Raw genomic sequence first — 13,334 nt, forward strand, 5'->3', positions numbered from 1 at the left:
TCCGTCGAATATGTTAAAGCATCTTGCAGCAGAGCACCTTCATGAGCGGCTCGTCATGTCCGTCTCACGTGCTCACTCTGCCGCGAACTCTGCGAGCACTTGCCGAGCGATCACGACGTGCTGAATCTCGGAGGTGCCTTCGTAGATCTCGGTCACCTTCGCGTCGCGGTACAAGCGCTCCACCGGATACTCGCGGCTGTAGCCGTTGCCGCCGAACACTTGAATGGCGTCGCGCGTCACTTCCACGGCCGCGTCGGAAGCGAGGAGCTTGGCGATGCTCGCCTCCTTGCTGTACTTCTGCCCCGCGTCCTTGAGCCACGCGGCTTTGAGGGCCACGAGTCGGGCCGCCTCGATGCGCGCGGCCATCTGCGCGATCTTGAAGCTGACCGCCTGATTGTCGGCGATCTTCTTGCCGAACTGCTCGCGCGTCAAGGCGTAGCGCGTCGCGTGTTCGAAGGCCGCTCGGGCGATGCCGAGCGCCTGCATCGCGATGCCGACGCGGCCCGCGTCGAGACTGGATAACGCCACGATCAGGCCTTCGCCTTCCTTGCCCACCATGTTCGAAGCTGGTACGCGCACCTCGTCGAATTGCACGGTCGTCGTGTGCGCAGCGTGAAGTCCCATCTTCTCCTCCGGCTTGCCGAAAGAAAGCCCGGGAGCGTCTTTCTCGACGACAAAGCACGACACGCCGCGCGCACCCGAGCCGCCCGTCCTCGCCATCACGAGGTACGTGTCGGCTTGACCGCCCGACGTGATCCATGCCTTGCTGCCGTTCAGGACGTACTCGTCGCCGTCTCTGCGCGCCGAGAGGCGCAAGCTCGCGGCGTCCGAACCCGCGTTGGGCTCGGTGAGGCAGAAGGCGCCGATCTTTTCGCCCCGCGCGAGCGGCACGAGGTACGTTCGCTTGAGCTCGTCGCTGCCGTAACGAAGCAGCATCTGCTCCGGCAACCCGTTTTGCACGCTCACGATCACGGCGACGCTGGCGTCGGCGGCGGCGACCTCTTCGAGGCACAGCGCGTACGTGACGGAGTCGAGTTCGGCGCCTCCCCACTTCTCGGGCACGGTCGCGCCGAGCAGCCCGAGTTCGGCGAGTCCGCGCAGTTGCGGCCAAGGAAATTCGCCCGTCTTGTCGTACTGCGGCGCCAGGGGGGCGATCTCGGCTTGGCAGTAGTCTCGCACCGTCTGCACGATGAGGCGTTGATCGTCGGAGAGGGCGAAGTTCAGACCGCCGTGGGAAGCGGGATCGAGGACGCTCGTCATGCCTCTCAGTGTAGCGAACGATCGTTAGGAAGGCGGGGTCTCAGCGCACGAACGGACGGGGCGCGTCGGACAGGGCTTCGGCGAGTCGTGGAAGTGCCGTCCGCACGAGGTTCACCGGGAGCGCGCTCGCCTCGAAGAAGCGGACTTCGAGTGACACAGCGTCCGGCGAACCCCGAACTCCGCGACGGTCGCTTCGAACATCGTCGCCGCGAACTGCACGCGCCAGCCCGTCTCCTCCAGCACTTCTCGCCGTGCACACTGTACCAGCGTCTCGCCCACCCAAAGGTGCCCTCCGGGCAACCCATAGGCTGTTATCACTTCGACGTTGCAAAAGGATGCGCCCCGCCAAGTCGCGCACGATCATTTCGGCGGAGGAAGGCGTCACGAGGGCGCATTGTAGCGTCGTCCGGGACAATCCCCACTCTTCGCGCCTGTGGGGAGACTTTAAACTGTCTCTATCATGGTCGAACGCATCCACCTCGCCAAACCACGCGGCTTCTGCGCCGGCGTCGTCATGGCAATTTCTGCCGTCGAGAAGGCCGCCCGCACCGAGCAGAGGCCTGTGACGGTGTACCACTCCATCGTCCACAACCACACCGTCGTGGACCGCTTGTCGAGCGGGTACGGCGTGAACTTCGTGGAGACGCTCGACGACGTCGCCGCGTTGCCCTCGGGCAGCGAGACGGTGGTGTTCAGCGCGCACGGCGTCTCCCCCGTCGTACGGCAGCGGGCTCGCGAACTCGGCCTCGCCACGATCGACGCGACGTGCCCGCTCGTGACGAAGGTGCACACGGAAGCCAAGAAGTACGCGCGCGAAGGCTACTCGATCCTGCTGATCGGCGACTCGGCGAAGCATCAGGAGGTGATCGGCACGCGCGGCGAGGCGCTCGAAGAGACGATTCTCGTCGGCGTGCTCGGCAAGAGCGGTCCCGGCTTGCACGATCCGCACACCGTGGAGGTCCCGAATCCCGAGAAGGTCGTCGTGCTCACGCAGACGACGCTCAGCGTGGACGACACGCGCAAGACGATCGCGATTCTCAAGAAGCGCTTTCCCGCCCTCGTGATTCCGCCGTCCGAGGATCTGTGCTACGCCACCAAGAACCGCCAAGACGCCGTGAAGCAGATCGCTCCTCTCGTCGACGCTTTCCTCGTCCTCACGAGCACGCACTCCAGCAACGGGATGCGTCTGCTCGAACTCGCCGAGGAGACGTGCGGCCGAGCGTACCGCCTCGAAACTCGCGACGACCTCTCCCGAATCGACTTCACGGGCGTGAAGTCCATCGGCGTCACGAGCGCCGCGTCCACGCCCGACGATCTCGTGCAAGGTGTCGTGGACTGGTTCCGGGCGCTCGATCCGAACGTGCAGGTGATCGAGGAAGGCGAGTGGGAAAACATCGAGTTCCGCGAACCGAAGAAGGTCCTCGCCACCGAGGACCTTCCGAGAACTCTTCGGTAAACGACTTCGGCGAAGCAGCAAAAACCCCTCTCCCGATCGGGAGAGGGGTTCGAGTTGAACGAAGCTTACCAGCTCAGTTGGTACTCGGCGAAGCCGTCTTCGCGGACGCGCACGAGCTTGGCGTTCGCGGGCAGGTACTTCTGGGCGTTAGGGCTGGAGACGAAGATTACGCTGGCGCCGGGAATCGGGGTGAGCTTCCAGTTGTTGTCGGCGCTCGGGTTAACCGTGCCTTGCGCGGTGACGTACTGGATGAGCGCCTGGCGGTTCTCGTCGGGCGCGGCGAGAACGATGTTCTTGCCAGTGAGTCCGGGGAACGAGCCGCCGCCCGAAGCGCGGTAGTTGTTCGTCACGACGACGAAGCGCGCGGCCGGATCGATCGGCTTGCCTTGGAACTGCAGGTTCTTGATGCGCTGCGCGTTCGGGTTGGCGAGCTTGCCCGCGACGTCGTAGCGGCTGGGCTGCGTCACGTCGATTTCGTACGTCACGCCGTCGATCACATCGAAGTTGTACGTGGGGAAGGCGTTGTTGACGAGCTCCTGCGCGCCGCCCTTCGCCGCGTCGATTTGGTTGAACTGGCCCGCGCTGCGCTCGAGCCACTCTTTGACGTTGGCGCCCGTCACCACGACCGCTTGCAAGGTGTTGGGGTACACGTAGAGGTCGGCCACGTTCTTGATGGCGAACGTTCCGGCGGCGATGTCGGTGTAGTACGAGGGGCCCGAGCGGCCACCGGCCTTGAAGGGCGCCGCGGCAGACAGGATGGGCAGGTTCGCGTACTCCGTCCCCTTGAGGGCGTTTTGCGTGTAGGCGATTTGCGCGTTCGACACGAGTTGCACGGAGGGATCGTCTTGCACGAGCGCGAAGTACGAGTTGATGGGGGCGGCCAACTCGGCGACCTTGCCACGCACGTACGACAACGTGCCTTCGTGCGAAGTCGCCACGGCTGCCTCGACGGCCTTGTCAGGCTGCACGAGCGACGTCTTCGTCGCCACGTCCCAGACTTTACGGAGGCTCGACTGCGCGTTGAGGATCGTCCACTTGCCGTTCACGCGGTCGAGCGTGAGGTCGATGATGCCGAGGTCGTTGCCCCAGAAGCCCGCCATGACGACGGGCTTGCCGTTGATGGTGCCCTTCGTGAGGTCCGCACCGGGGATGTCCTTGTACACGGGCCCGGGGAACTCTTGGTGCGAGTGGCCGCTGAGAACCGCGTCGATGCCCTCGACCTTCGTGAGTTCGGTCGCGACGTTCTCCGCGCCCGGTTGGTAATCGGCGCTGATCCCGGTGTGGGCGACGGCGATGATGACGTCCGCGCCCTTCTTCTTCATCTCGGGAATGAACTTGCGAGCAGTCTCGACGATGTCACGGGTCGTGACCTTGCCTTCGAGGCTCGACTTGTCCCACTCCACGATTTGCGGCGGCAGGAAGCCGATGACGCCCACGCGAATGAGGCGCAACTTGCCTTCGGAGTCCTTGAGCCAACGCGTCTGGATGACGTACGGCGTGAAGGCGTTCTTGTCGTTGGCGGGGTTGGAGTCACCGTCGTCGACGTACACGTTCGCGCTGACGTAGGGCATGCCCGAGGACGCGATGACGTTCTTGAGGTAGTCGAGTCCGTAGTTGAACTCGTGGTTGCCGAGGTTGCCGACGTCGTACTTCAGCGTCGCCATGGCCTTGTGCATGGGGTGCTGCTCGCCGGGCTTCAGTGGATTGACGCGCGCCACGAAGTCACCGAGCGGGTTGCCTTGAATCAGGTCCCCGTTGTCGATGAGCATCGTGTTCGCCTTTTCCTTGCGCGCTTCGCGAATGCGCGTGGCGGTGTACTCGAAGCCGTACTCGCCCGTCGGCTTGTCCTGGTAGTAGTCGTAGCCCAGGGCGTTGGAGTGCAAGTCCGTCGTTTCGAGAATGCGGAGCTCGACGGGCGCTGCGTTGGCGGCACCGAGCGCGAGCAACGCGGCGGTCAAAAGGGAATTCTGCAATCGCACGAGGAAGTGTTATAACGCACGCGGCGTCAGAGGTATGTGACGGAGTGAAGCGCGAGGGCTTATGGTTTGAGGTATGTTTGAACTTTCCGGAAAACGGGCGCTCGTTACGGGCGCGAGCGCGGGCATCGGACTCGCGACGGCCGAAGTCCTGCGCGAACTCGGAGCGGACGTCGTTGTTGCGGCGCGAAGCGAGGAGGCCCTTCGCGAAGCGGCCGCGACGTTGTCGGCGTCGTACGTCGTCGCCGACCTCTCGGACGCTCGGCAAATAGACCGCCTGCTCGCCGAGGTCGGTCCTGTCGACATCCTGATCAGCAATGCGGGCGGCCCTCCGACCGGCCTGCCGAGCGCCGTGACGGACGAGGCGTGGCAGCGCGGATTCGAGCTGACGTTCATGAGCAGCGTGCGTCTCGCGCGCGGCGTCCTGCCGTCCATGCGGTCACGCGGTTGGGGCCGCATCATCGCCATCACGAGCCTCACCGTGAACCGTCCCTTGCTGGGTCTGCCCGTTTCCAACGCCTTGCGCGCGGGCGTCACGAACTACTACCGCTCGCTCGCCTTGGAGGTGGCGCGCGACGGCGTCACCGTGAACACCGTCGCGCCCGGATACACGGCGACCCAACGCCTCGCCGAGGTCTTCAAATCGCCCGAGGACGAGGCGCGCACGCTTCAAGAAATCCCGGCGGCGCGCCTCGGCACGTCACGGGAGGTCGCGTCGGCGGTCGCCTTCCTCGCGTCGAACGAAGCCGCTTACATCACGGGTCAAGAACTCCTCGTCGACGGCGGCTGGGGAATCTGACTCAAGCTCCCACGGGTTGCTCGGCCAGCTCGACTTTCACGTCGATGTTCGCGTTGAGGGTCGCGGCGACCGAGCAGTACTTCTCGTGGCTGAGGTGCGCGGCTTTCTCCAACGCGTCGAGCGTGACGCCCGCGCCGCCCGCGACGTGCGTCACGGTGATGCGCGTGTAACGTCGCGGGTGCTCGTCGGCGCGTTCCCCCTCGACGTCCACGCGGTACGTCGACAAGGGCGTCTTTCGCTTGTTCATGATCTGCACGATGTCGTACGCCGTGCAAGTCGCCAAGGCGGCGAGCAGAGCCTCCATGGGGCTCGGGCCCGTCTTGACGGCGCTGTTGTCGATCAGGATCTGCTGGCCGCCCTCGTTGAAGCCGACGTATCGTTGCTCACCGAGGTGATGAATCGTCATGCGCTTGATGTCACCCATGAGCTCAAGTGTCGAGGGTCGAAGTTCGGGGGTCAAGGAGCAGGCTCGCTATTGAGTCCTGCTCACGCTTCTGCCGTGTCGAGCACCTCGTCGTCCTCGTCTTCGAGCGCGGCGAGCACCACGCGGAAGGTCGCGCCTCCGCCGGGCGTGTCCAGCACGAAAATCTGACCTTTGTGCGCCAGCACGACCTGCTGCGAGATCGTGAGGCCCAATCCCGCGCTTCCCGCTTCCTTGCCGCGGTAGAACTTGTCGAAGATGCGCGGCTTCACGTCGTCTGGAACGCCCGGCCCGTGGTCCACGACGTCCACTTGAACTTCCGAGCCGGCCTTGCGCGCCTCGACATGAACGAGGTCGGCCTTGCCGCACACGCGGATGGCGTTCGTGACGAGATTGACGAACACTTGCCCGAGGCGCATGGGATCGCCGACGGCCTCCAAGCTCTTCGGAGCCACGACGCGCACGCCGTAGTCACGTCCGACTTGCCGCACGAGATCGGCGAGGTTGACGAAGTGCGGCTCGATGCTCTGCACGAGCTCACCGCGCGAGAGCTGAAGCAAGTCGTTCACCAGCCGCGTCATGTTCTCGGCGACGCGAATGGGATCGCCGAGCAGTTCGGGCTTTCCGATTTCGCGTTGGGCGCGGCGCAAGTAACCCAGAAGCGCCGTCAGCGGCGTGCGCAACTCGTGGCTCGTCTCGGCGAGGAAGGTCTTTTGCAGCTTGAGGGCTTCTTCGAGTTGCGCGGCCGTCTTCGCGAGTTTTTCGCCGCGCTCCTCGGCGAGGCGGTTGAGACGCTCGACTTCCTCCAAGCGCTGCTGCAACGTGCCGTTGAGCTGGCGAATCTCCGCTTCGGCGCGTTCGCGCCGCGCCCGCTCGGCCGCCTCTGTGATCGCGCGCAGCACGGCGGGCACGAGGCGCTCCAACCTCTGCTTGAGGACGTAATCCGTCACGCCTTCGCGCAGCGTCTCCACGGCGACTTCCTCGCCCATCGCGCCCGTCACGATCACGAAGGGCATGTGCGGATACGTCGCGCGTACATACTCGAACGCGGAGAGGCCGTCGTAGGACGGCAGCGAGTAGTCCGAGAGGACGATGTGCGGCGAGAAGTCCGCGAGGCGCGCTTGAAAGTCCTCCTCGGTGTCGACGCGCTCGATCGCCGTCGGCCACGGCATGTCCCCTTCTTCGAGCATGGCGCGCACGAGTTCGTGATCGAGAAGGTTGTCCTCGAGGTGAAGGACGCGCATCGTTCCTTGAATGGCGTTCGAATCGTAGTAATCCGTCATCATGAATTCATCGTCCCTTCCTGCGGTTGGCGCTCCAAAGGCAAGCTGAAGTAAAACGTCGCTCCTTCGCCGAGTCGAGATTCGGCCCACACGCGTCCACCGTGACGCGTCACGATACGTCGGACGTTCGCGAGGCCGATGCCGGTCCCTTCGAATTCCTCAGCGCGGTGCAGCCGTTGAAACACCCCGAAGAGCTTGTCGGCGAAGCGCTCGTCGAAGCCGACGCCGTTGTCCGAGATGGAAATGACCGCCTCGTCGTTCTCCTCGTACCAGCGAACGCGAATGACGCTTTCTTCGCGTCCGCGGCTGTACTTGAGGGCATTCGAGAAGAGGTTCGTGAAGACGAGCTTGAGAAGATTGCCGTCACCCACGACCGTCGGCAGGGACTCCACGTCCCACGTCACGCGCCGCTCGGCGAGGTCGGGAGCGAGTTCCGCGCGCGCTTCCGCGAGGACCTTGTCGAGGCGCACGGGCGCCGCGCGCATCTCCGTGCGGCCCATGCGCGAGAAGTTGAGAAGATCGTCGATGAGGGCGCTCATGCGTGTCGCGGCGTCCACCATGATGCCGAGGTAACGCTTGCCTTTCGGGCCGAGTTGACTTTCGGCTTCCTTCGTGAGCAGGTCCCCGAAGCCCACGACGTGTCTGAGGGGCGTGCGCAGGTCGTGCGAGACGCTGTAACTGAACGCCTCCAACTCGCGGTTGGCTTCTTGCAGTTCGCGCGTGCGCTGCTCGACGCGCGCCTCGAGCGTCGCGTTGAGGTCCTTCACCGCCCGCTCGGCTTCGCGGGCTTGGACGAAGAGGCGTTCGTTGTCGAGCGCCGTCGCGAGGCGCGCGGCAATTTCGTGGGCGAGTTCGAGGTCACGGTCGTCGGGCGTGCCGCGCACGCCGAGCAGCAGCACCCCGAAGGGGCGCTCACCGCGCGCCACGAGCGGCAAGGCCACCGCGCCGCCGAGGCCGAGCTCGAGCAACAAGTCGTCTTGCGGCCACACTTCGCTTTGCCCGGTCGTCAAGACGCGCTCCACGAACGCTTCCGTCGAAGCCATGGAACGCTCCACGCCTTCGAGGTTCACGTGCGGTTTGGCGGCGCGCGTCATCGCGTACTCACCGCCGTCCAGCGTCCACAAGGACGCACTTTCGAACATCCGCTCTACCAGCAAGCGCAAGATTTCCGAGACATCGCGCGTTTCGCCGAGCGGACGTGCGAGCAGTCGGCTCACGTCGGCCAGCAGGGAGGCCGCCGCTTCGGCGTACACCTCGTCCTCGACGTCCGTGAGAATCCCGATCCACTCCAGCACTCCGCCTTCGGGAGACAAGACGCTCGTGGCGCGCGCCATGAACGTCCGGTACTCGCCGCCCACCGACCTCAGGCGGTACTCGCCTTCGAACGGACGTCTCGTCGACACGGCGCGCTCCCAATTGACTCGGAAGGCTTCGCGGTCGTCAGGGTGCAGCACGTCCGGCGCGAAGCCTTGAGGCGCGCGCTGAGGCCCGACGTACTCGTCCCAGCGGCGGTTGAAGTACGTCACTCGTCCGTCGGGACCGGCGAGCCATACGATTTGCGGCATGCCTTCCACGAGGCTGCGGTAACGCGTTTCGCTTTCTCTCACGGCACGCTCGGCGGCGAGGCGCTCGGTCATGTCACGCACGACTTCCAATTGGCCGAGCAGCTCACCGCCCATGCCGCGTACTTCCGAGCGTTGCAGCTCTCCGACGAAGCGCGTGCCGTCCTTGCGCTCGAAGCTCGCCGACACACTCTCGGCGGCGTCGAAGTCGCCGGGGTCCTCGGCGTACAGGCGGCGCACGGGTTGGCCTTGCAATTCGCCGCTGGAGTACCCGAAGGTACGCACCGAGGCGTCGTTGGAGAGACGCACGCGTCCCGAAGCGTCCGCCAAGATGGCGGCGTCGTGCATCGCGCGGAAAATCGATTCGAACTCCGCGCGTGACTTGTCGAGCGATTCGCGCGACCGCGCGAGCCGAACGCTGAGCTCCTCGGCGCGGCGACGCGCGCTCACTTGGGTCTGCGTGCCGATGAAGGCGAACAAGGCGATGAGGAAGCCGAGCACCAGGATGAACCACGGAGTGAGGCTCAGCGGTCCGCGGCCGAAGCCGCTCGGCGCGGAGAAGGCGAGATTCCACGTTCGTCCCGCGATCGCCACGGAGCGGTCGGCTCCGAAGGTCACGTTGTTGGGAACGGCGCCGAACAGCGTGCCGGACGGGTCGCGCACGGTGACACGCAACGAGTTCGACCGGACGCCGAGCGCCGCGTTCAGAAAGTCGCCCACGCGAAAGGGCGCGTACACGAAGCCGAGGATGGCCGCTCGGCGTTCGGCGAGGGTGCGCAAGCTGAAGTTGTCGCGGTAGATCGGGATGTAGATCAGAAAACCGTTTTGCGGCGCTTGCTTACGGTCTTCTTGCACGAGGGTCACGCGGCCCGTCGCACTGACGTCGCCCGTGTCGCGCGCCTGTTCGATCGCTGCGCGCCGCGCCCGTTCCGACGCCATGTCGTACCCGAGGGCATACTGGTTGGCAGAGTCGCGAGGTTCGAGGTAGGTGACGGGAACGGCGAAGTCGAAGGGCGCGCCGGGCCGAATCGCGAAGTTCAAGGCGCCTTCGCGTCGCAACTGCTGTTCGAACGCCTCCTGACTCGCGGGCCGCACGTACTGCGCGAAGCCGAGGCCCTGGATGCCAGGATAGTTCCGCTCGAGTTCCAGCGCGTCCACGAAGCGCGCGAAGTCATCGCGCGACACGTTGGCGTACATGCTCCACAGTCCGCGCGTGGAACGCATCACCTGCACGTACCCGTCGAGACGCTCCTGAATTTGCAGCGTGGCGGTGTCCACCTCGCGTAGAAACTGCGTGCGCTGCTGGCCTACGACGAGTTGCTGCACGAACCAGGTGCTGAATGCCGTGAGCAGCAGCACGAGCAGCAAGACAACGTAGGCGGGACTGAAGCGAGCGCGCCGAGGCAAGGCGGCATTCGTCATGGCGGCACCTACTTTAGCGCTCTCGCATGAGCTTCCCGAGCAGCGTTCAAGAAAACCTTCACGGAGACATCGACGCCCGTCCACGCGAGGAAGCTCAACCGTGCCTGCTGCGCGAGCATCGACAATCCGCTTTCGGCCCGGCTGCCCGCCGCGCGCGCTTCGCGCACGAGCCGCGTGTCCTCGGGCGCGTATACCATGTCGTACACGAAGGCGTTCGAGGGCAAGGGCGGAAACGTGGGAAGCGGAGACTCGTCGGGCGCGTTCAGCCCCGCCGACGTCGCGTTCACCACGAGCGCCGCGTCGCTCCACGGCACGTCGCCGAAGGCGTTCCACGACACGCCGAACTCCTCGGCGAGCCGCGCCGCCTTGTCGAGGTTGCGGTTGCACACGTGCACCTCGAAGCCCGCTTCGCGCAGCGCGAACACGCCCGCGCGGGCGGCGCCTCCCGCGCCGAGGACGACCGCCAGTCCGCTCTTCGGCGCCCCCACTTCGCTCAAGGCCGCCATGAGGCCGGGCGCGTCCGTGTTGTCGCCGAGGAGCGTTTCGCCGTCGCGCACGATCGTGTTCACCGCGCCGACGCTTCGAGCCGCTGGCGTCAGGTCGTCGAGTAGCGGCACGACCGCCTCCTTGTGCGGCAGCGACACGTTCGCGCCGAGCACGTCACGGGTTCGCAAGGACGTCACCGCGCTTGCCAGTTCCGCGCTTGGGACGCGGCGCGCCTCGTAGGAGCCCGCCAAGTCCGCCGCCCGAAACGCCGCCGCGTGCATGGCAGGTGAACGCGAATGGGCGGCAGGATCGGCGAACAAAAAGGCACGCAGCATGAGTACAGTCTAGAGGCCCAACGTCGCGACGCCTTGAGATTCGCTTGCGATAAGCTTCAGCCGCACGAAAAACGCGCAAAGTGTGCGTTGGCGCACTTCACGGGCGCAGACGCCGCACCACAATACGGGCGAGCGCATGAGACACGCACTTTCCCGACCCGCTGCCACGCGCAGGGGGGTCACCGCGCTTTTGGAGACTCCTTGAAAGAATCTACACCCGTCACCGTCAACATCCAACTGCAAAACGCCGACGAGGCCCTCGCCCTGTTCGGTGCGGGCGACGTCAACTTGCGCAAGATGCGCGAGCTCAGCGACGCCCGCCTCGTCGCTCGCGGCGACACCGTCACCATCAGCGGTGACCGCAAGGAGGTGGAGGCCGCCGAGAAACTCGTACGCGACGCCTTGGGCGTCGTGCGAGGCGGAGGCGAAGTCAGCCTCGACACCCTCGAGCGCGCCGCGCGCCTCGGAGCGGAAGGGCGCAGCCTGAGCGCCGAAACGAACACCGGCGTGAGCCTTCCGCGCGGTCTGCGCGCCAAGACGCCCGGCCAGAAGGTCTACCTCGAAGCGATCGAAAACAACGACATCACCTTCGGCATCGGCCCCGCCGGAACGGGCAAGACGTACCTCGCCGTGGCCATGGCCGTCTCGTACCTCAAGGCGCGCAAAGTCAAGCGCATCGTCTTGACGCGCCCCGCCGTCGAGGCGGGCGAAAAGCTCGGCTTTCTGCCCGGCGACCTCCAAGCGAAGATCGATCCCTACCTGCGTCCCCTGTACGACGCTCTGTACGACATGCTGGAGCAGGAGCGCTTCGAAAGCTACCTGGCGAGCGGCACCATCGAAGTCGCGCCTCTGGCCTTCATGCGCGGTCGCACGTTGAACGACTCGTTCATCATCCTCGACGAAGCGCAAAACACCACGGGCGAGCAGATGAAGATGTTCCTGACGCGCATGGGCTTTTCCAGCAAGGTCGTCGTGACAGGCGACGTCACACAAATCGACTTGCCGCGTCACGTGACGAGCGGGCTCGCGATCTCGAAGAAGGTGCTGGGCAACATCGAGGGCATCGCGTTTCACGAGTTCACGGAAGTGGACGTCGTACGGCACCCGCTGGTCGGGCGCATCATCAAGGCGTACGAAAAGGTCGAGGACGCCGAAGAGAACCGTCGGGCGGCGAGGCGCGGAGAGCTCTTGTCGATTCGCGAGGACGAGCGCGATCCGCAACCGCACGATTGAAGGTCGAGCGTGATCGACCTCGTGATTCGCAAAAATCCGCCGCCCGGAGTGCGCGCCGCCCTCCGGGCGGCCTTGACGGCGGCCATGCGTCACTTCGACGTGCAGGACAAGGAAGTCACGGTCGTCCTCGTCGGGGACCGGGTAATTCGGCAGCTCAAGCGCGAAACGTGGGGTGAGGACGCCGCGACGGACGTGCTGAGCTTTCCGACGTATCAGCCGGGCGACCCGTTCGTGCCGCCGCATCTCGGAGACATCGTGATCAGCCTCGACACGGCGGCGCGCCAGGCGGCTTCGCGCGGACACGACCTCGCGCACGAGGTGGCGCTGCTCGCTTCGCACGGCTTGACGCACCTCGTCGGGCACGATCATCCGCACGCCGAAGGCCTCGGGTTCGAGGAAGGCGCGGTCGGCGAAGGCTGGGACGTGTTCCACGAAGCGTGGGAAGCGGCGCGGAGTTCCTTGCAGTCGTCTCGTGAGCGTGCCTCTGGTGTCTCCGAAGCGTGAGGAAACGGCGGCCGAGTGGCTGGGCGCTCGTTGGTGGCGTTCCATGCGCTTCGCCATGGCGGGCTTGTCGTTCGCGTGGCGTACCCAAGCGAACTTCCGCATCGAGACGGCATGCGCCGCCCTCGCGCTCGGCCTCGCCGTTTGGGCGCGCGCTCCTCTCGCGCCGATTCTGCTGACGTGCGCGCTCGTCTTGAGCTTGGAACTCGTGAACACCGCCATCGAAGCTCTCGTGGACCTCGCGTCGCCCGAACTTCACCCGCTCGCCAAAGTCGCCAAGGACGTTGCCGCCGCCGCCGTGCTGATCGCGTCGATCTTCGCGGTGATCGTGGCGCTCGCAGAGCTGATGCCCAAGATTTTGCTTCGGCTGTGAATTCCCGTTCCCTTCGAGCCAGGGAAGTCTTCGTCACGAAGTTCCCCGACCCGTTCGTGGTACACTCCTCGGACATGGAAGAGCCTCCCAGTTTTGGCTCGCGCGCCCTTTCCGCCGCGTGGCGGATGTTTGCTTTTGGGCGTGTCGTGAACGCGGTGGTCGCGTTCACTCCGAACGCCGCTCGTGAGCATCGTGGCGAGCGTGGCGTGGCGCGGAGGAGCGCGCCC

12 protein-coding genes are annotated in these 13,334 nt (G+C 65.4%); 5 read left to right on the plus strand and 7 right to left on the minus strand.

What is annotated here, in order from left to right:
• Window positions 1-72: 72 nt before the first annotated feature.
• The gene (locus tag DES52_RS02120) at window positions 73-1,260 is read right to left on the minus strand and encodes an acyl-CoA dehydrogenase (protein WP_110885085.1); all 1,188 of its coding nucleotides are present in this window, start codon (window positions 1,258-1,260) and stop codon (window positions 73-75) included.
• Between the two features lie 111 nt (window positions 1,261-1,371).
• A complete protein-coding gene (locus DES52_RS23670) occupies window positions 1,372-1,578 on the minus strand; it encodes an NUDIX domain-containing protein (RefSeq protein ID WP_110885086.1) in 207 nt (68 codons plus the stop codon).
• 142 nt (window positions 1,579-1,720) lie between these two features.
• Here DES52_RS23670 and ispH point away from each other — a divergent pair, with 142 nt between their 5' ends.
• Window positions 1,721-2,716, plus strand: a complete 996-nt coding sequence (ispH, locus tag DES52_RS02130) for a 4-hydroxy-3-methylbut-2-enyl diphosphate reductase (RefSeq protein WP_110885087.1) — start codon at window positions 1,721-1,723, stop codon at window positions 2,714-2,716.
• 65 nt (window positions 2,717-2,781) lie between these two features.
• Here the strand turns inward: ispH and cpdB are convergent, their stop codons facing one another.
• Window positions 2,782-4,695, minus strand: a complete 1,914-nt coding sequence (gene cpdB / locus DES52_RS02135) for a 2',3'-cyclic-nucleotide 2'-phosphodiesterase (RefSeq protein ID WP_110885088.1) — start codon at window positions 4,693-4,695, stop codon at window positions 2,782-2,784.
• Window positions 4,696-4,768: 73 nt separating this feature from the next.
• Between cpdB and DES52_RS02140 the strand changes: the two genes are divergently transcribed.
• Entirely contained in the window at window positions 4,769-5,491 is a 723-nt protein-coding gene (locus tag DES52_RS02140; RefSeq protein WP_110885089.1) for an SDR family oxidoreductase, read from the plus strand.
• Between the two features lies 1 nt (window position 5,492).
• Here DES52_RS02140 and DES52_RS02145 read toward each other — a convergent pair whose 3' ends face one another.
• From DES52_RS02145 to aroE, 4 genes are all read right to left on the minus strand, one after another.
• Window positions 5,493-5,915 (minus strand): OsmC family protein, encoded by a 423-nt coding sequence (locus DES52_RS02145; protein WP_110885090.1) that lies wholly within the window; start codon window positions 5,913-5,915, stop codon window positions 5,493-5,495.
• Window positions 5,916-5,977: 62 nt separating this feature from the next.
• Window positions 5,978-7,198, minus strand: coding sequence for a hybrid sensor histidine kinase/response regulator (locus tag DES52_RS02150; RefSeq protein WP_425451102.1), 1,221 nt, complete (start codon window positions 7,196-7,198; stop codon window positions 5,978-5,980).
• Window positions 7,195-10,179, minus strand: coding sequence for a CHASE domain-containing protein (locus DES52_RS02155; protein WP_245900568.1), 2,985 nt, complete (start codon window positions 10,177-10,179; stop codon window positions 7,195-7,197). Before DES52_RS02155 ends, DES52_RS02150 begins: the two co-directional genes overlap by 4 nt.
• Before the next feature lie 8 nt (window positions 10,180-10,187).
• Entirely contained in the window at window positions 10,188-11,000 is an 813-nt protein-coding gene (gene aroE, locus DES52_RS02160) for a shikimate dehydrogenase (protein ID WP_110885092.1), read from the minus strand.
• A gap of 201 nt (window positions 11,001-11,201) precedes the next feature.
• On the opposite strand from aroE, the gene DES52_RS02165 reads away from it, so the two are divergent.
• The 3 genes from DES52_RS02165 to DES52_RS02175 are packed head-to-tail and all read left to right on the plus strand — an operon-like array spanning window position 11,202 to window position 13,107.
• Window positions 11,202-12,233, plus strand: a complete 1,032-nt coding sequence (locus DES52_RS02165; protein ID WP_170130847.1) for a PhoH family protein — start codon at window positions 11,202-11,204, stop codon at window positions 12,231-12,233.
• A gap of 9 nt (window positions 12,234-12,242) precedes the next feature.
• A complete protein-coding gene (ybeY, locus tag DES52_RS02170; RefSeq protein WP_110885094.1) occupies window positions 12,243-12,737 on the plus strand; it encodes an rRNA maturation RNase YbeY in 495 nt (164 codons plus the stop codon).
• Window positions 12,738-12,780: 43 nt separating this feature from the next.
• The gene (locus tag DES52_RS02175) at window positions 12,781-13,107 is read left to right on the plus strand and encodes a diacylglycerol kinase (RefSeq protein WP_110885206.1); all 327 of its coding nucleotides are present in this window, start codon (window positions 12,781-12,783) and stop codon (window positions 13,105-13,107) included.
• Window positions 13,108-13,334 lie beyond the last annotated feature (227 nt).

The sequence above is a fragment of the Deinococcus yavapaiensis KR-236 genome, assembly GCF_003217515.1.
Lineage (GTDB): Bacteria > Deinococcota > Deinococci > Deinococcales > Deinococcaceae > Deinococcus_A > Deinococcus_A yavapaiensis.